This window comes from Nonomuraea sp. NPDC050663 (assembly GCF_044456985.1).
Lineage (GTDB): Bacteria > Actinomycetota > Actinomycetes > Streptosporangiales > Streptosporangiaceae > Nonomuraea.
Genome location: NZ_JBITGL010000009.1, coordinates 284,737 through 302,789 on the forward strand (window position 1 = coordinate 284,737; position 18,053 = coordinate 302,789).

The 18,053-nt window shown below is 72.0% G+C and carries 16 protein-coding genes; 9 read left to right on the forward strand and 7 right to left on the reverse strand.

Translation table 11 applies throughout. The features are described from left to right. Positions 1-222: 222 nt before the first annotated feature. Positions 223-1,455 carry a phytase gene (locus ACIBH1_RS28495; protein WP_397317014.1) on the reverse strand — a complete coding sequence of 411 codons (1,233 nt, stop codon included), beginning with the start codon at positions 1,453-1,455 and terminating at the stop codon, positions 223-225. Between the two features lie 99 nt (positions 1,456-1,554). Here ACIBH1_RS28495 and ACIBH1_RS28500 point away from each other — a divergent pair, with 99 nt between their 5' ends. After that, on the forward strand, positions 1,555-2,481 hold the full coding sequence (locus tag ACIBH1_RS28500) for an aminoglycoside phosphotransferase family protein (protein WP_397317015.1): 927 nt from the start codon (positions 1,555-1,557) through the stop codon (positions 2,479-2,481). Positions 2,482-2,516: 35 nt separating this feature from the next. Next, on the forward strand, positions 2,517-3,131 hold the full coding sequence (locus tag ACIBH1_RS28505) for a hypothetical protein (RefSeq protein ID WP_397317016.1): 615 nt from the start codon (positions 2,517-2,519) through the stop codon (positions 3,129-3,131). Here the strand turns inward: ACIBH1_RS28505 and ACIBH1_RS28510 are convergent. Beyond that, positions 3,091-3,564, reverse strand: coding sequence for an NUDIX domain-containing protein (locus tag ACIBH1_RS28510; protein WP_397317017.1), 474 nt, complete (start codon positions 3,562-3,564; stop codon positions 3,091-3,093). The genes ACIBH1_RS28505 and ACIBH1_RS28510 overlap by 41 nt on opposite strands. Before the next feature lie 26 nt (positions 3,565-3,590). Here ACIBH1_RS28510 and ACIBH1_RS28515 point away from each other — a divergent pair, with 26 nt between their 5' ends. Continuing rightward, the gene (locus ACIBH1_RS28515; protein WP_397317018.1) at positions 3,591-5,555 is read left to right on the forward strand and encodes an ABC1 kinase family protein; all 1,965 of its coding nucleotides are present in this window, start codon (positions 3,591-3,593) and stop codon (positions 5,553-5,555) included. On the opposite strand, the gene ACIBH1_RS28520 is transcribed toward ACIBH1_RS28515, so the two are convergent. The 3 genes from ACIBH1_RS28520 to arfB all read right to left on the reverse strand — a co-directional run bounded on the left by ACIBH1_RS28520 (position 5,552) and on the right by arfB (position 8,410). Continuing rightward, positions 5,552-7,348, reverse strand: coding sequence for a M14 family zinc carboxypeptidase (locus ACIBH1_RS28520; protein ID WP_397317019.1), 1,797 nt, complete (start codon positions 7,346-7,348; stop codon positions 5,552-5,554). The genes ACIBH1_RS28515 and ACIBH1_RS28520 overlap by 4 nt on opposite strands. Before the next feature lie 121 nt (positions 7,349-7,469). Then, entirely contained in the window at positions 7,470-7,913 is a 444-nt protein-coding gene (locus ACIBH1_RS28525; protein WP_397317020.1) for a DUF4383 domain-containing protein, read from the reverse strand. Between the two features lie 89 nt (positions 7,914-8,002). After that, complete coding sequence (gene arfB, locus ACIBH1_RS28530; RefSeq protein ID WP_397317021.1) at positions 8,003-8,410, reverse strand: alternative ribosome rescue aminoacyl-tRNA hydrolase ArfB; 408 nt, start codon at positions 8,408-8,410, stop codon at positions 8,003-8,005. 142 nt (positions 8,411-8,552) lie between these two features. Between arfB and ACIBH1_RS28535 the strand changes: the two genes are divergently transcribed. The 6 genes from ACIBH1_RS28535 (at position 8,553) to ACIBH1_RS28560 (ending at position 16,626) form a co-directional block, all read left to right on the forward strand. After that, positions 8,553-9,365 (forward strand): hypothetical protein, encoded by an 813-nt coding sequence (locus ACIBH1_RS28535; protein WP_397317022.1) that lies wholly within the window; start codon positions 8,553-8,555, stop codon positions 9,363-9,365. Then, on the forward strand, positions 9,362-9,931 hold the full coding sequence (locus ACIBH1_RS28540; protein WP_397317023.1) for an HAD-IA family hydrolase: 570 nt from the start codon (positions 9,362-9,364) through the stop codon (positions 9,929-9,931). The genes ACIBH1_RS28535 and ACIBH1_RS28540 overlap by 4 nt, the downstream gene beginning before the upstream one ends. 15 nt (positions 9,932-9,946) lie before the next feature. Then, a complete protein-coding gene (locus tag ACIBH1_RS28545; protein WP_397317024.1) occupies positions 9,947-11,698 on the forward strand; it encodes an HSP90 family protein in 1,752 nt (583 codons plus the stop codon). 1 nt (position 11,699) lies between these two features. Next, positions 11,700-14,186 (forward strand): hypothetical protein, encoded by a 2,487-nt coding sequence (locus tag ACIBH1_RS28550; protein WP_397317025.1) that lies wholly within the window; start codon positions 11,700-11,702, stop codon positions 14,184-14,186. Positions 14,187-14,251: 65 nt separating this feature from the next. Then, the gene (locus ACIBH1_RS28555; protein ID WP_397317026.1) at positions 14,252-15,754 is read left to right on the forward strand and encodes an alkaline phosphatase D family protein; all 1,503 of its coding nucleotides are present in this window, start codon (positions 14,252-14,254) and stop codon (positions 15,752-15,754) included. 41 nt (positions 15,755-15,795) lie between these two features. Next, a complete protein-coding gene (locus tag ACIBH1_RS28560) occupies positions 15,796-16,626 on the forward strand; it encodes an alpha/beta fold hydrolase (RefSeq protein ID WP_397317027.1) in 831 nt (276 codons plus the stop codon). Position 16,627: 1 nt separating this feature from the next. Here the strand turns inward: ACIBH1_RS28560 and ACIBH1_RS28565 are convergent, their stop codons facing one another. Beyond that, positions 16,628-17,605, reverse strand: a complete 978-nt coding sequence (locus ACIBH1_RS28565; protein ID WP_397317028.1) for an aldo/keto reductase — start codon at positions 17,603-17,605, stop codon at positions 16,628-16,630. 10 nt (positions 17,606-17,615) lie between these two features. After that, positions 17,616-18,035, reverse strand: coding sequence for a helix-turn-helix domain-containing protein (locus ACIBH1_RS28570; RefSeq protein WP_397317029.1), 420 nt, complete (start codon positions 18,033-18,035; stop codon positions 17,616-17,618). Positions 18,036-18,053 lie beyond the last annotated feature (18 nt).

The following is an 18,053-nucleotide window of genomic DNA, read 5'->3' on the forward strand; positions in this document are numbered from 1 at the left end:
GTAAAACCCCCCCCCCCCCCCCTGCACCGCCGGGCGCGGAGGGGGGGGGGGGGGCTTTTCCCACAAAACCCCCGGGCCGGGGCCGCGCGTGTGGGGGCGCGCCCCCGCGACCGAGAACTCGGAACCACCCACAGGACACCCCCGGAACGCGTCGGCTGATTCGAACCTGGTTTCTACCAGTCGGCGCCGACAGTTTTCCAAGGGTTATCGGGTTTCCAAGGGTTATCGGGCGGGCAGCGGCACCCGCTCCCACGGGACGAACTTGAAGTTGGTGTTCTCCCGCTCGCCGTCGGCGGGGGTGTTCTCGCCGTCGTGCACGACGAGCAGCCCGTGCTTGAAGCGGCCGACCGGCTGGTTGACCACCATCGCCCCGTCGCTGTGCTGCACGGCGTCCACGCCGGAGCCCGCGCCGACGGCGAAGGAGCCGAGGTGGCGGTTGCGCCCCTCGCGGGTGTAGACGGCGAAGGTGTTGTCGCCCTGGCTGGAGGCCAGCAGGTATCCGGTTCCGCCCTTGCCGTACCAGATGGTCAGGCCTTCCGCGTCGGCCGACAGGCGCGTGCCGCCGAAGCCGCGGTCCTGGCCCGGCAGGCACTCCTCGGTCTCGGCGTCGAAGGTGTCCTGCCTGCCGTACTCACGGACGGTGTCGATCAGCTCCGGCTCGCCGGTCAGGTCGGCCTTGAGCCGCCAGATGCCGACGTCCTCCTGCGCGGCGTAGAGCACGTCGCGTCCCTGGTCGACGACCATGCCCTCGACCTGCGCCTTCTCGCCGGGCTCTCCGCAGGGGGTCCAGGTGCTGCCGTCGGGCATCGTGAACGACGCGGGCAGGTCGAGCGTGCGCACCCGGCGGTAGGAGACCTTGCCGCCCGAGACGGTGAGCTTGAACAGCCCGAGCCGTGTCTCGTGGCGGCGGCTGACCAGGGCGTAGGTGCCGGTGCGGTCCTGCCAGGTGGCCACGCCGTACCCGGTCTCCGCCTCGTTCACCTGCGCCTGCGTCTTGTTGAACAGGTACGGCACGGCGGGGTCGGTCACGTCGGTCAGCGCCCGGGTGGCCGGGTCGATGGCGTAGAAGCGCAGCTGGTCGCGCCCGCGGTCGGAGACGACGGCCAGGTCGCGCCCGCCGAAGCGGTGCACGAGGTCGACGTTGTTGAAGCGGCCGGGCTCGTCGTCGCCGCCTGGCGCGGCCGGCGCCGGGATGTGCTGGAGCTGCTTGCCGTCGAGGTCGTAGACGTACAGCCCGCCTTCCTTGGCGGTGGCGATCACGAGGCTCCTGGCGTCGTCGGCCGGGTTGACCCAGATCGCCGGGTCGTCGCCGTTGGCGTTGCCGCCCTTCTCGTCGTCGAACAGCGCGGGCGTCTCGACGGCCGGGGTCGCTGAGGGGAGGGGGTCGGCGTGGGTGGCGGCGGGAGCGGCCGTGAGCGCGGTCACGGTGAGCGCCGCCGCGAGGAGGGTGCGCATGGGCAGCCAGGATGGCGCGGCAACCGATCACGCGCGGGTCGGTACGGTGAACGGCCCGCGAACGACGGCTGAAGCTCGCGATCTGGCTAGGGTGCGGGGATGAGCGAGATTCCGGAGAGGTTCGCCCGCGGCACCGTCGAGCGGGAGGGCCGGGCGGGCGCGGACTGGCTCGCGGAGCTGCCCGCGATCGTCGAGGACCTGCTGGAGCGGTGGGGCTGCGAGCGTGACGGCCGGGTCGTGCACGGGGGCGTCGGCGTGATCGTCCCGGTGTCCAGGGCGGCGGAGCGGGCGGTGCTGAAGGTGTCGTTCCCGCACCCTGGCAACGTGCACGAGCCCGACGCGTTCGCCGCGTGGGAGGGCCGCGGCGCCGTACGGCTCCACGAGCGCGACGACGCGCGGTTCGCCATGCTGCTGGAACGGGCGTCGTCCACGACGCTGGCCGAGAACCCCGACCTCGACGAGGTGATGACCGTCGCCGGGCGGATCAGCCGCCGCCTGGCCGTCGCGGCGCCGCCCGGGCTGCCGAGGCTCGCCGGGCGCGCGGACGAGTGGGAGGACCAGCTCGGCAGGGACGCCGCCGAGCTGGAGCACACCATGCCGCGCCGGGTGGTCGACGCGGCCAGGGCGACGGCGCGCGAGCTCGGCCGCGACCAGCCGGACACGCTCGTCCACGGCGACCTGCACGGGGGCAACATCCTCGGCGCCGAGCGCGAGCCGTGGCTGGCCGTCGACCCCAAGGGCTACGCGGGAGACCCGGCCTACGACGCCGGATCCCTGCTCAAGGCGCAGGCGATGGCCTTCGTGGCCGCCGACGACCCGGCGAAGGCGATGCGGCGCGCGATGGACGTCTTCGCCGAGGCCGCCGGGCTCGACCCGGCCAGGGTGCGGCGGTGGGTGCAGTTCCACGCGGTCCAGGCCGCCTTCCACGGCCGCCGCCACGGCTTCCACGTCCTGCGCTCGGCACCGGAGCTGCGAGGGCTGATGGAGCTGGCCGACAGGTTCGCCGAGATGCTGGCCGAAACCTGACAGAAGCTGGCAGGTTCACCTGTCACGCTGGATCCATGCACAGGATCTATCTGGAGCAGGGCAAGAAGCGCGTGTTCGCCTGCTCTCTGGACTGGCCCGGCTGGTGCAGGGTCGATAAGACGGACAAGCTGGCCATCGCCCGCCTCGTCGACTACACCGAGCGTTACCGGATCATCGCCGACCGGGCCGGCGTCGCCTTCGACTCCCGAGAGCCCACCGTGGTCGCGACGATCGACGGCGGCGCGACCACCGACTTCGGCGCGCCAGAGAAGCAGGCGCCGGCCGACCTGGAGCCGGTGCCCAAGGAGCTCGCCGAGCGCGACGTCAAGCTGATGCGGGCCGCCTGGGAGGTGTTCGACGAAGCCGTCGCGGCCAGCCCGGAGGAACTGCGCAAGGGGCCCAGGGGCGGGGGCCGCGACCGCACCAAGATGGTCGCGCACGTGACGGAGGCCGAGCGCAACTACGCCAGGAACGTGGGCATCAGGCACCGGCCGTACAAGTCGGAGGCCGACCGCGACGCCATGCGCGCGGAGCTGGCGCGCGTCTACGAGAAGGAGGGGGAGTTCAAGTGGGCGCCCCGCTATGCCGTGCGGCGCGTCGTCTGGCACGTCATCGATCACCTGTGGGAGATGGAGGACCGCCGCGAGTGACGAGGACGGGCAGCGAGCGGATGTGCTCGGCCAGGTAGGAGCCGAGCGCCTCGGGCACGATGTGGCGCGAGGTGATCTCCTCCGGCCGGGGCTCCAGCCGCACCACCTCGTAGACGCCGCGTGAGGGGTCGTCGAACTCCGGCCCATGACGGAGCGCGGGGTCCATCGACACCAGGCGGCAGCCGTAGACGTGCTGGGTCTTGGTGCGCCCGCGCCACGGATAGGTGAGTCTGACCAGCGGGACGAGGTGGCCGACGACCGCGCCGAGCTCCTCCATCATCTCGCGGTGGAGCGTGGCCTCCAGCGAGGCGTCGGACGGCTCCACATGGCCGCCGGGCACGGTGTAGTAGACGTCGCGGTCGGGCACGATGCGCTTGAAGATGATCAATCGGTCATCGGAGTCGAAGAGGACACCACGGACGCTGGGCCGCATGCACAACAGCCTAGGGTAGGCCTGTGATGATCGATTCTCCCCTCGGCTTCCTGGCCTTCCTCGTGACGTGGGTGGTGATCGTCGCCGTGGTCGCCACGGCGACGCAGCGGCTGCTCGGCGTCAAGTTCGGCCTGACCAGGATCGTCATCGCCACGCTGGTCGCCTTCGCGCTATCGGGCATGGCGATCGAGCCGATCATGGGATCGCTGGGCGCGATGCCGGCGCACGACCCGGCCACCGGCCAGTACCCCGAGCCGGGCATCGGAGCCGTCTGGATCTTCCTGCTGCTCGTCATGTGCCTGGCGCTGATCCCGATGGTCGTCCTCGTCGTCGCGGAGGTGCTGGTGCCGCCGGGTTCGGTGCCTGGGCCCGTGGAGTTCGTGCGGTCGCTGCGCGGCAGGATCTCGCGCGGCAGGCGCTACTCCCAGATCACCAGGATCGCCGTCAGGAACGGCCTGGGCCCGTACCTGCGCGGCCGCGGCGACCGGGTCGACGACAGGACCGGCTGGGTACGGCTCGCCGGATCGCTCAGGCAGGCCCTCGACGACGCCGGGGTCACCTTCGTCAAGCTCGGCCAGGTCCTGTCGACCCGCCGCGACCTGCTGCCCGCCGAGTTCGTCGAGGAACTGGGCAAGCTGCAGGACAAGGTCACCCCCGCGCCCTGGGAGCAGATCGAGAAGGTGCTGCTGGAGGAGCTCGGAGCGCCCGTCGAGGAGGTGTTCGCGAGCTTCGACAAGGTGCCGCTGGCCGCGGCCTCCATCGCCCAGGTCTACACCGCCACGCTGCCGACGGGCGAGGAGGTCGTGGTCAAGGTGCAGCGGCCGGGCATCCGCGCGGTCGTGGCCAAGGACCTCGACATCGTCAGGCGCCTGGCCGCCACCCTGGAGACCCGCACCAGGTGGGGGCGCTCGCTGGGGCTGCGCGACCTGGCCGAGGGGTTCGCGGTGGCCATCCGCGAGGAGCTCGACTTCCGCATCGAGGCGGCCAACATGGCGGCGGTCGCCGCCGCCCCGGCGGGGCCGGTCACCTACCCCTCGCCGTTCGGCCGCCACTGCACCGAGCGCGTGCTGGTCATGCAGCGCCTGCGCGGCACCTCGCTGGCCCAGGCGCCGGTACGGCCCGCCCTGGCCCGCGACCTGCTCGACTGCCTCCTGCGCCAGATCCTCATGGACGGCGTCTTCCACGCCGACCCGCATCCCGGCAACATCATGCTGCTCGACGACGGCACCCTCGGCCTGCTGGACTTCGGCTCGGTGGGCAGGCTCGACGCGTCGGTCAGGGCCGCGCTGCAGCGTTTCCTGCTGGCGATGAACAAGCAGGACCCGCTGGCGGTGACCGACGCGCTGCTGGAGATCGTGCCGCGGCCCGAGGAGATCGACGAGGCCGCCCTGGAGCGGGCGCTGGGCCAGTTCATGGCCAGGCACCTGGGCGCCGGGCTCAACTCCGCCTCGATGTTCACCGACCTGTTCAGGATCGTCACGGCGTACGGGCTGTCGATCCCGCCCGAGGTCGCCGCGGTCTTCCGCGCCCTGGCGACGCTGGAGGGCACGCTGGTGCACCTGGCTCCCGGCTTCAACCTGGTCGAGGAGGCGCGCGCGTTCGCCGGAGGCTACCTGTCCGCGGCCATGGAGCCGCAGGCGATCAAGGAGACGCTGACCGGCGAGGTGGCCGCGCTGCTGCCGATGATCAGGCGCCTGCCGCGGCGCCTGGAGCGCATCGCCAGTGCCGCCGAGCACGGGCGGCTGTCGATGAACATGCGCCTGCTCGGCGACGAGCGCGACCGCCGCTTCGTCACCCACCTGCTGCACCAGGTGCTGCTGACCGTGCTCGGCGCCACCGCCGGGCTCATGGGGGTGATCCTCCTGAGCACCGACGGCGGGCCGTTCGTCATCCAGCACACCATGCGGTTGTACGAGCTGATCGGCTACTTCCTGCTGGTGATCAGCTCCATCCTGGTCCTGCGGGTGCTGGTGCTGATCTTCAGACGCTAGCTCTGGACGATCTTCACATCGTCGACGCCCGCCTCCACGAGCGAGGCGGTCGAGGCGTCGGCGGCCTCGATGCGGATGGTGACGGTCTGCCCCGCGTACGCCGACAGGTTCACGCTGGCCACGCTCCACGCGCCGTTGCGGTTGGTGGCCGCGCCGAGCTGCTGGAAGACGTTGGTGCCGTTGACCAGGACACGGAAGTAGTCGGCGCTGGAGGAGTTGGAGCCGTGCGCCAGGTACCACGACAGCGACAACGTCAGCGTGCCGGTCGCCGGCAGCGTGATGCCCGGTGACTGGATGGCCGTGACGCCGCCGTCGATGTCGTGGTCACCCGCCGCGGCTCCCGCCAGCCTGCCCGTGACCAGGTCGTTGACGCCGGACACGGTGGTGCCGAGCTGCTTGACGCCGCTGGAGCTGGTCTGCGCGGGGTCGCCGCGCTCCCACAGGCCCGTGGTGGCGGTGCCGGACTGGACGGTCCAGCCGGTGGCCGTCTCGAAGGTGTCCTGGTAGACCGTGGTGCCCGGGGTGCCGCCGCAGTACTGCGCCTCCTTGCCGATGATGCGGTAGACGCAGTCGGAGTACTCCAGGAAGCGCAGCACCGCCTCCCTGTTGCGGGTGGTCTGCGGGCCGATCACCTCGTCGGGCGGGTAGAAGCCGCCGCCGCCCGCGCCGGTCGGGTACATCTCGAAGGTGTAGGAGAAGATCTTGTAGGCGCCCCACATCCAGTCGTCGATGGTGCCGTCGGTGATGTACAGGTCGCTGGCCTGCTGCGGGGTGTAGTTGTTGGTCGAGGCCATGTTCTGGCCCAGCGTGGCGTGGGCGTCGCGGTCGTCCTGGGTCAGCCCCGGCGCGGTGTCGTTGTAGGTGAACCCGTACGGCCACAGGATCAGCTCGCCGTAGGTGTGCCAGTCGATGTGCGACTTGAGCTGCTGGGTGCCGCCGATCACCCGGCTGCGCACCCAGTTGGCCGCCGCCGCGACCTCGGGCGCCGACTCGGCCGACGGCCCGCGATAGGTCTCGCTGGAGGTGGAGCCGGAGGAGCCGCCGCAGCAGCCCCAGTTGTAGGCCCAGTTGCGGTTCATGTCGGTGCCGATCGCGGTGGAGCCCGCGTTGGGCTGGCGGTTCTTGCGCCAGGACCGGTAGGAGCCCGAGGCGATGTCGTACTCGCCGCCGTCGGGGTTGAGGTCCGGCATGATCCAGATCTCGCGGCTGTTGACCAGGTTGGTGATGCGGCTGTCGGTGCCGTAGTTGTCGGCCAGCAGGTGCATCAGGTAGAGCGCCATCTCCACGGTCAGGTGCTCACGGGCGTGCTGGTGGGCGGTGAACAGCACCTCGGGCTCGTTCTCGTCGGTGCCGACGTTGTCGCTGATCTTGATGAGGATCAGATCGCGGCCCTGGTAGCTGGTGCCGTACGAGGTCTTGCTGACGATGGACGGCTTGGCCGCCACCAGCGCGTTGATGTTCGCGGTCATCTCCGCGTAGTTGTGGTAGGCCGAGTCGGCGGGCGGGAAGTCCAGCGTCTGCGCTAATCGGGGCAGCTCGGTGACCTTGTAGCCCAGGCGTTTGATGGCCGCTAACTCCTCGGCCGTCGCGGTCACCACGACCGAGGCGGCGTCCACCTCGTCGATCGAGGCCCCAGTGCGGGCCACCGCGGTTCGGGCCTGCGGGTTGGCCGGGCCCTCCACGCGGTACTGCTTGTTGGCCGGCGGTTCGGCTGTCGCGCCCGACGGCGGGATCCCGCTCAGGCACGTCAGTCCCAGCAGCGCGGCCAGCACGACGATCAGTCGGCGTCTCACGTGACCCTCCTCGGCACGCGGCATAGGGGGTGCCAACGGCGTTGCCGCGTGCCTGAACCGAGAGTCCGACGCTTTGGTCAGAGGGAAAAGACCCAAAAAGGTGGGGTTTGGGCTTTCCGGCTTACCGTACGGTGGACCTGCGCCTGCTCAGCGCCAGTGCCAGGCCGATCATCCCGGCGCCCAGCACCAGGTGGAGCCAGTCGTCGGCGGTGTTGACCGGGACGAAGTTGGCGTCGCTGTTCTGCGAGACGAGCATGCCGTACAGCCACAGGACGACGTAGATCGCCCCGCCGCCGAGCAGGAAACCCCGCGCGCCCGACCAGGTGCGGGCCAGGAAGATCCCGGCGACGCCGAACAGCAGGTGGACGATGTTGTGCAGGATGGACACCTGGAAGATGCCGAGCAGCATCGCGTCGGACTGGTGCCCGGCGGCGTGCAGGTCGTCGTAGTTCGTGGTGATGCCAGGGATGAAGCCCAGCACGCCGACGAGCAGGAAGACCGCGCCCACCACGAGGGCGGCCATCTGCAGCGGCGTTCTTTCGATCCGTGCCCGAGGTGTTGTCATGACCTCTCCAGCCAGGAGTCGGGCGTCCGCCGGTATCGCCCGGGGGACAGGACTGTCCGACTACCCGCCTGAGGCGATCAGGAACGGCCTCAGTCCTCGCGGCGCAGCCGCTTGAGCGCCGAGCGCTGCTTCTTGGCCGCCAGCCGCCGCTCGACCGAACCCTTGCTGGGCTTGGTGGGCCGGCGGCGCTTGGGCGGCGGGGCGATGGCCTCGCGCAGCCGCTGCGCCAGGCGTTCCTGGGCGGCGGCGCGGTTGCGCAGCTGGGAGCGGAACTCCGAGGCGGCGATCGTGATCACCGGCGAGCCGAGCCGGGACAGGGCGCGCTCCTTCAGCGCGTCGCTCAGCGCCGTGGTGGCCGCGACGTCGAAGGAGAGCTCCACCCGGCTGTCGGTGGTGTTGACCCCCTGGCCGCCGGGTCCTGACGAGCGGGAGAAACGCCAGACGAGCTCGGTGTCGGGGATGACGACCGAGTCGTTGACGATCAGCGGGCCTGGCATGGGGGTTCCTCCCTCCCGGGGTTCTCAGAGCGGATGCCACCGTACTTGGATGACATACCCGCCGTGCAACGAAATTTCGTGTTAAGCGGGCTGCAATCGGCGAGTGTCAGGATCCAGGCACACGTCAGTGAGGGGAGTGGCTGTGGGGGCCATCGTCGGTGTGCACGGGATCGGTAAGTACAAGTACTACCGGGCCGCGGGTCATTCCGCGGAAGGCGCGGCGGAGGCGATGCGGCTCAAGTGGGACCGCTACCTGCACCCCTGCCTCAAGAGCGCGCGCGGCACCTACGTCTCCGAGGTCGCCTACTACGCCCACCTGCTGCACACCGGCCCCGACGACCAGGACGAGCCGGCCCCGGAGAAGATGGACGCCGGCACCCGGCAGTTCTTCGCCGGCTGGGCCAGGCAGGCCGGTTGGGGCGAGCACCTGACCGCGATCCTGGCGGGGATCACCGGGTGGGTGCTGCAGAAGCCCCGCGCGGTGACGTTCGCGATGCGGTTCGTCCCGGAGGTGGCGACCTATCTCACCGATCCGGACAAGCGCACGAAGTGCCAGGAGACCGTCGCCCACGTCATCCGGAAGAACCGGCCCAAGGTCGTGATCGCCCACTCCCTCGGCAGCGTCGTCGCCTACGAGACCCTGTGGGCCAACCCCGACCTCGAAGTCGATCTTCTCATCACCCTGGGCAGTCCCCTCGGCATGCGCAACGTGGTCTTCGAGCGCCTGCTGCCCGCCCCCGTCAACGGCAGGGGCAGCCGCCCCAAGGGCGTGAAGCGCTGGGTGAACATCGCCGACCGCCACGACATCGCCGCCATCCCGCCCCAGCTGGCCGGCTGCTTCACCGGCGTGGACACCGAGCAGCTGGTCAACCTCGACTGGCTCGACTTCCACACGGTCGAGAAGTACCTGGGCTGCGGAGTGCTCACCGAGTTTCTGCGACCATACGTGGCATGACCTGGATCGTCTTCGACTACGGCAACGTCATCTCCGCCGACGCCGACCTGTGGCCCCTGATCGGGCACACCGGCCTCGAACCCGATCGTTTCCACGAGGCCTACTGGCGGCGCCGCCTCGACTACGACCGCGGCGACCTCGACTCGTGGGAGTACTGGAGCCACACCCTCGACCGCGACGTCGACGACGACGAGGTGGAGCGTCTGGTGGAGCTCGACATCGCCGCCTGGTCGACCCCCAACGAGGGCACCCTGGCCATCCTGCGCGAGCTGCAGGACCGCGGCACCAGCGTGGGCCTGCTGTCGAACGCGCCCGCCTCGACCGCCGACGGCTGGGACCGGCTGCCGTGGATCGCCGCGATCGAGCGCCGCTTCTACAGCGGCCGCCTCGGCATGGTCAAACCCGATCTGGAGATCTTCGAGCACGTGGCGGCGGAGCTGGGCACCAAGGACATCGTCTTCATCGACGACCGCGCCGACAACGTGGAGGGCGCCAACCGGGCCGGGCTCACGGGTGTGCTGTTCACGGGTGCTGATCAATTGTGTGGGCATTTGTCTCTTATGTGAACTATGGTGCTGCGGGTGGAGAACGCCTTCCAAGTCGACCTGCGCGGAGTGGTCGACCTCCTGAGCCGCCACCTGTACTCCAGCCCTCGCGTCTACCTGCGCGAACTCCTGCAGAACGGGGCCGACGCGATCACCGCCCGGCGCGCGCACGACGCGAGCGCGCCGGCGCGGGTGGCCATCGAGGTCGACGGCGAGGGCATCCGGGTCCACGACACCGGCATCGGCCTGACCGAGGCCGAGGTGCACACCCTGCTGGCCACCATCGGCCGCTCCTCCAAGCGAGACGAGCTGGGCTTCGCCCGCCACGAGTTCCTCGGGCAGTTCGGCATCGGCCTGCTGTCGGGCTTCCTCGTCGCCGACGAGATCCACGTGGAGACCCGCTCGGTCCACTCCGGGGAGACCGTCGGCTGGACCGGCCGCGACGACGGCACTTACACCGTCGCGCCGGCCGTACGGCACCGGGCGGAACCCGGCACCACGGTCACGCTCAGGACCAGGCCGGACGCCGCCGAGTGGGTCGCCGAGCGCACGGTCGTCGAGCTGGCCACGCTCTACGGCCAGCTGCTGCCGATCGAGGTCACCGTCAACGGCCGCCGCACCACCGAGCCCGACCTGCCCTGGGCCGCCGACGGCCGCAGCCCGGTCGAGCGGCGCGAACGGCTCCTGGAGTACGGCAGGCGCACGTTCGGCTTCACCCCCTTCGACGTGCTCGACCTGGACGTGCCCGGCGCCGGGCTGAGCGGTGTGGCGTTCATCCTGCCCAGCACCGCCGGGCCGGGCACCCGCACCACCCACCGCGTCTACCTCAAGCGCATGCTGCTCACCGAGCGCGCCGAGGGACTGCTGCCCGAGTGGGCGTTCTTCGCCCGCTGCGTCGTCGACGCGGGCGAGCTGCGCCCGACCGCCAGCCGCGAGGCCCTCTACGAGGACGACCTGCTGGAGCACGTGCGCGAGGAGCTCGGCGGCCAGCTGCGCGCCTGGCTCGTCCGGCTGGCCGAGACCGATCCCGAGGCGCTGCGCGCGTTCCTGCGCCTGCACGCCCTGAGCGTCAAGGCGCTGGCCGTCCACGACGACGACCTGCTCGGCCTGGTGGACCGGTGGCTGGAGTTCGAGACCAGCGACGGGCCGATGACGCTCGCCCAGTTCCGCACCCGCCACCCGCGCGGCCGCTTCACCGCGAGCGTCGACGAGTTCCGCCAGCTCGCGGCCGTGTCGCAGGCGCAGGGTGTGGGCCTGGTCAACGGCGGCTACGTCTACGACAGCGACATCATCGAGCGGCTCGAACGCCTCGACGCGCGCATCGCCAGGCTCGACCCCGCCGAACTGGCCACCCACCTGGGCCCGGTGGATCCCGCCGCCGAACTGGCCGCCCGCCCCTTCCTGCAGGCCGCCGCCAAGGCCCTGGAGCCGCTGGGCTGCGAGCCGGTCCTGCGGGAGTTCGACCCGGCCTCGCTGCCCGCGCTCTACCTCACCAGCCGCGCCGCCGAGCACCAGGCGCGCCTGCGCGAGGCCCGCGAGGAGGCCGACGACCTGTGGGCCGACGTGCTGGGCGCCCTGGAGCGCACCGCCGAGCGGCCCCGCCTGGTGCTCAACCACCGCAACCCGCTGGTGCGCCGCATCTGCGCCGTGGACCCCGCCCTGGCCGCCACCGCGGTCGAGGCCCTGTACGGCATGGCGCTGCTGCACGGCCACCACCCCCTGCGCGCCGCCGACACCGCGGCGCTGAACCGTTCGTTCCTCGGCCTCCTCGACTGGGCGGTGAAGTGACATGTCCGCGCACGATCTCCTCGAGCAGGCACGCGAGCTGCCGTACGGCGAGGCCAAGGCCATCCTGCTGGAGCGCGCCGTCAAGGAGGCCGAGGCGGAGGGCGACCCCGAGCTGCTCTTCTTCACCCGCCTCCAGCTGACCGGCGCCTACCAGCACGGCGGCGAGCCGGGCAAGTCGTTCGCGGTCTTCTCCCGCAACGTGGCCGCCCGCGACGCCGACCCCGGCCTCTACGCAGAAGGCCTCTACGACACCCTGCTGTGGCACTTCAAGTGGATCGCCGGCGACACCCGCAGCTTCCCCGAGATCCCGCTGAAGCGCTCGCTCGACGTGCTCGACGACATGGAGCGCCGCTACAGCGAGGCCGGTCACGGCCTGCACGCCGTGCACGCCCAGCGCGCCTACCTGGCCAGGCACCTGGGCGACCGGGAGGCGGCCGAGGAGTGCTACCGGCGCTGGGTCACCACCCCGCGCGACGAGCTCAGCGACTGCGCCGGGTGCGACCCGACCGGCCAGGTCGCCCACCTGGCCTGGACCGGGCGCGACGAGGAGGCGGTGGCGCTGGCGGGGCCGGTGCTGTCGGGCGCGCTGACCTGCACCGAGCAGCCGCAGGACATCCTCACCGAGCTGCTGCTGCCGTACCTGCGCACCGGACGCCACGCCGAGGCGGCCGCGGCCCACCTGCGCGCCTACCGGATCATCGCCGGCCACGTGCACCACCTGCTGGAGATCGGGCGGCATCTGGAGTTCTGCGCCCTGTCCGGCAACGAGAGCCGGGGGCTGGAGATCCTCCAGCGCGAGCTGCCGCTGCTGGAGCGTCCGCCCTCGCCGTACTCCGAGCTGTCCTTCTCGGCGTGCGCGGCCCTGCTGCTCGGCCGCCTGGAGTCACTGGGCCAGGGGCTCGCCGCCGTCGGCGGCACGACCGTCTCCGAGCTGCGCGACCGGCTGGAGCGGCGGGCCTTCGCGCTGGCGGACCGCTTCGACGCGCGCAACGGCACCACCGGGGTCGGCGACGGGCTGCGCGAGAGGCTGGCGCGCGAACCGCTGGCCGACTACGTGCCGCTGGTGCCGCACGCCCGCCGGGTCACGCCGCCCCCGCCCGTGGTCGCACCGGCGGGCCACTCGCCCGAGGAGCTGCTGGAGCTGGCGACGCGGGCCTGGCGGCTGGGCGACCTGCCCGCCGCCTTCGCCGCCTGGGAGCGCTACGACCAGGTGGGCGGCGAGCTCAACGCCGACCGCCTCGACGGGCTCGGGCTGGCGGCAGCCGTCCAGGGCGACCTGGAGACGGCGGAGCGGCACTGGCGCAAGGCCGCCGAGCTGCACGCCGACCCCGCGCTCGCCCAGTCGTCGCTCGGCCGGCTCGGGCTGCTGAGCGAGGAGGGCCTGCCGCTCGTCGAGTCGTCGCACGCCTACCTCGTCGAGCACGGCACCCCGCGCCAGCGCGCGGCCTCCCGGGGACGGCTCGCGCAGGCCTACGCCCGCGCGGGACGCCTCGACGAGGCGGTCGCGCTGCTGGAGGGCCACGACGACGGAGAATCGCTGGCCCTGCTGGCGCGGATGGTCGAACCGGAGCGTGCCCTGGAGCTCATCGGCCCGGCCAGGGCGGCGCTGCGGGCCGAGGGTCAGACGGGGCAGCTTGCCAGGGCCTCGCTGATGCATGCCCAGCTCATCCGCCACCACGGCGGCCCGCTCGACGACCTGCTGGGCGCCTACGCCGAGGTCCTGAGCCAGCGGATCGAGCCCGAACTGCGCGCCATGGCCCACGCCGGGCGCGGCGAGGTGCTGGTCGAGGTGGGCAGGGCTGCCGAGGCCGTCGACGACCTCGTCGAGGCGGTGGCCGCCTTCACCGCCCTGGGCGAGCGGCAGGCCGCCACGCACCTGCGCGCCGACCTGGCCGCGGCCTACCTGGCCGCCGACCGGCCGAGCGAGGCCGCGGTCACCGCGGAGGAAGCCCTGGCCCTGCTGGAGCCGGCCGCCGCAGAACCCCGCTGCCAGGCCCGCTGGGTGCGCGCCCACGCGCTGCGGATGCTCGGCGACCAGGCGGGCGCGCTCGCCGACTTCCAGGCGCTGGTCGAGGAGTACGACAACCCGTGGCAGTCGGCCAGGGCCGCCGACATGGCCGGGCGCCTGCTGGAGGAACTCGACCGCGACGACGAGGCGGCACGATCCTTCGCGCTGGCCTCCGACCGCTACCTGCCCGACGACCCGGCGGCCTCCGCGATCGCCCTGCGCAGGGCAGCGCTGTCGCTGTTCTGGTCGGGCTCGCCCGCCCTGGAGACCTCCCAGCGGGCCGTCGCCGCCCTGGAGCGGATCGACGAGCCCTTCGAGCTGGCCGTCGCCCTCTACGACCAGGCCAGGATCCTCGCCGGGCTCTCGCGGACCGGAGAGGCCCTGGCGGCGGCCGAGCAGGCACGCGACCGGTTCGCCGCACTGGAAGAGGACGGAGCCGTCGAAACCGTCACGAATCTGATCGACGGCCTGATGGACTGAGCCTGTTCACGACGGGTTGACGCGGCTGTCACGACCGCGTCAACCAGGGTGGACATACCTGGACCGTGGACCGCAGATCCTTCCTGGCCGCCGCCTCGCTGCCCTTCATCGTCGCTCCCACCACCGCGAACCCGCGCGCCCTGGCCCGCGACCCCTTCACCCTGGGCGTCGCCTCAGGAGACCCGTCGGCCGACGGCTTCGTCCTGTGGACCCGCCTGGCGCTCGACCCGCTCGGCGTCAACGGCCGCGGCGGCATGCCCTCGCGCGACCTCGACGTCTCCTGGCAGGTCGCCACCGACGAACGCTTCTCCCGCGTGGTCAGGTCGGGCACGGCCCCGGCCCGCTGGCTCGACGCGCACAGCGTCCACGTCGAGCTGACCGGGCTGGAGCCGGGGCGGGAGTACTTCTACCGCTTCCGCGCCCAGGGCCACATGTCACCCGCCGGCCGGACGAGAACCACCCCCACGGGCCTGTCGCCCCTGCACTTCGCCGTCGCCGCCTGCGCCCACTACGAGCACGGCTACTACACCGCCTACCGGCGCCTGGCCGAGGAGGAACCCGACCTCGTCGTGCACCTGGGCGACTACATGTACGAGTACGGGCCCTCCGGCTACACCGCCCTGGCCGGGCGGGTCCGCACCCACACACCCGGCAAGTGCGCCACCCTGGCCGACTACCGGCTGCGGCACGCCCAGTACAAGAGCGATCCCGACCTGCAGCTCGCCCACGCCACCGCGCCGTGGCTGGTCTCCTTCGACGACCACGAGCTGGAGAACAACTGGGCCGGGCCCGTCTCCAGCACCGGAGCGCCCGCCTTCGCCCGCCGCCGCGCCAACGCCTTCCGCGCCTACTACGAGAACATGCCGCTGCGGCGCGCGTCGCTGCAGGGGGCGGTGCTGCGCGTCAACCGGCGCGTCTCCTGGGGCGGGCTGGCCCGCTTCCACCTGCTCGACACCCGGCAGTTCCGCGACGACCAGGCCTGCCTCGACGGCGTGCGCGCCGGATGCGACGAGCGCCTGGCCGACACCCGCACCCTGCTCGGCGACGACCAGTGGTCGTGGCTGACCCAGGGCCTGGCCTCCTCCACCACCCAGTGGAACCTGCTCGGCCAGCAGATCCTCATGATGCAGCGCGACTACCGGCGCGGCCCGGGACGCGAGGTCAACCTCGACTCCTGGGACGGCTACGCCGCCGAACGCACCCGCCTGCTCGGCCTGCTGCGCGGCACCGCCAACCCCGTGGTGCTCACCGGCGACGCCCACATGCACCACGACGCCGAGCTGAAGCTCGACTTCGACGACCCCGACTCCCCGGCCGTCGCCCGCGAGCTGGTCGCCTCCTCCATCGCCAGCGACGGCGACGGCTACCGCGACCGGGCCTGGATCTCCGAGTCGCTCGCCGAGAACCCGCACATCGCCTTCATCGACCAGCGCCGCGGCTACCTCACCTGTCGGGTCGGACCCACCGAGCTGTCGGCGCGGTTCCGCACACTGGACCACATCTCACGCCGGGGCGCGCCCGCCCGGACGGCGCACCGCGTCACCATCCCGGCCGCCGCGTCCCGATAACGGTTTGCCCTGATCAGGACCCGGCTGTCACCATCTCCGCCATGCCTACCTTCACCGCGCCCGACGGCACCGTGCTCGCCTACCACGCCATCGGCGAGGGCGAACCCCTGATCTGCCTGCCCGGCGGCATGCAGGGCTCGGCCTACCTCGGCGACCTGGGCGGACTGCGGGCGCACCGGCGCCTCATCCTGCTCGACCCGCGCGGCACGGGGGAGTCGGGCACGCCGGACGATCCGGCCACCTACCGCTGCGACCGCATGACCGGCGACGTCGAGGCGCTGCGCGAACACTTGGGACTCGACCGGTTCGACCTGCTCGCGCACTGCGCGGGAGCCAACCTGGCCGCCCTCTACCTGGGCAGGCACCCCGAGCGGGTGCGGCGGGTCGCCTTCATCACGCCCAGCACCATGGCCGCCGGGCTGTTCGCCACCGGCGACGACCGGCTGGAGCTGGCCAGGCTGCGCGAGGGCGAACCCTGGTTCCCCGGCGCCCACGCCGCGCTGCGCGCCATCGTGGCGGGCGAGGGCGGTGACTTCACCGCCATCGACCCCTTCTTCTACGGCCGCTGGGACGACCGGGCCCGCGCCCACCTCGCCGCCCAGCAGGGACAGCGCAACGACGAGGCCGCCGCGATCTTCGGCAGCGAGGGCGCCTACGACCCCGAGGCCACGCGGGCCGCGCTCGGGGCGTTCACCGCCCCGGTGTTCGTGCTCGCCGCCGAGCACGACATGAACTCGCTGCCCGTCGTGGTCGCGCGCTTCGCCGCCCTCTTCCCCGACGCCGAGCAGGCGCTCCAGCCCGGCGCCGGGCACTATCCGTGGGTCGACGACGCCGGGGCGTTCGTGGCCGCGGTCTCGGCCTTCCTGAGGTAGCTCACCAGCGGTCGTGCACCTGCGGCCTGATCAGCTCGTCGTAGACATCGGACACCGCGCGCAGGGTCTCCTCCGGCAGCGGGTCGAGCCCGGTCGCCGCCGCGTTGGCCCTGGCCTGCTCGGGGTTGCGCGCCCCCGGGATGACGACCGACACGCCGCGCTGGTCGAGGATCCAGCGCAGCGCGAACTGCGCCATCGTCGCGCCCGCCGGCACCAGCGGCGCCAGCCGCCGCACCGCCTCCAGCCCGGTCGCGAAGTCGACGCCCGAGAAGGTCTCGCCGACGTCGAACGACTCGCCGTGACGGTTGTAGGTGCGGTGGTCGTCGGGGCCGAACGTGGTCGACTCGTCGTAGCGTCCCGACAGCAGCCCGCTGGCCAGCGGGACCCGGGCGATGACGCCCGTGCCCGCGGCCACGGCGGCCGGGAGCACCCGCTCCAGGGGCTTGAGCCGGAAGGCGTTGAGGATGATCTGCACGCTGGCCACGCCGGGGCGGGCGATCGCGGTCAGCGCCTCCTCGGCCGTCTCCACGCTCACCCCGTAGGCCGCGATCCGCTTCTCGGCGACCAGGGTGTCGAGCGCGTCGAACACCGCGTCGCTGGAGTAGACCGGCGTGGGCGGGCAGTGCAGCTGCACCAGGTCGAGCGTGTCGACGCCGAGGTTGGCGCGCGAGCGGTCGTTCCAGGCGCGGAAGTTGTCCATGACGTAGTTCGCGGGCACCTGGGCGACGCGGCGGCCCATCTTGGTGGCCACCGTCAGATCGGGGTGTTCGCGCAGGAACCTGCCGACGATCTGCTCGCTCCTGCCGTCGCCGTACACGTCGGCGGTGTCGATGAAGCTGACTCCGGCCTCGACGGCGGCCTCCAGCGTGGCGCGGGCCTCGGCCTCGCTCACCTCGCCCCAGTCGGCCCCGAGCTGCCAGGCTCCCAGTCCCACGACACCGACCCGGCGGCCGGTCTTGCCCAATGTGCGCTGCTCCATGACGCCGAGGCTACCGCTCGGCCGGGTGAGCGAGGATCAGCACCACCGCGTCGAGCAGCCGCTGCCAGTCGGCGTCGTCGAGCTCGCGGGGGATCGCGCGGGCCGCTCCGGCCATAGCCTCCACCAGGACGGCACGGCGCTGCTCGCCGAGCCTTTCCACCTCGCGCTCGAAGCGGGCGCTGCGGAAGAACCGCGGCGAGGGCTCCCTGGGCTCGTCGCCGCCCTCGTCGTCGTCGAAGGTGACGCTCAGCCGGGCCCCGAGCGACTCGGCCAGCCTGGCCAGGGCCGACACCGTCGGGTTGCCCCGGCCGTTCTCCAGATTCGCCACGTACGGCACCGACAGCCCGGCGTCCGTCGCCACCGAGGCGACCGTGCGGCCCTGGGCGGCGCGACGGCGGCGCAGCTCGCGACCGAGCGTGACCTGATCCATAGAGCTATCTTGACAGAA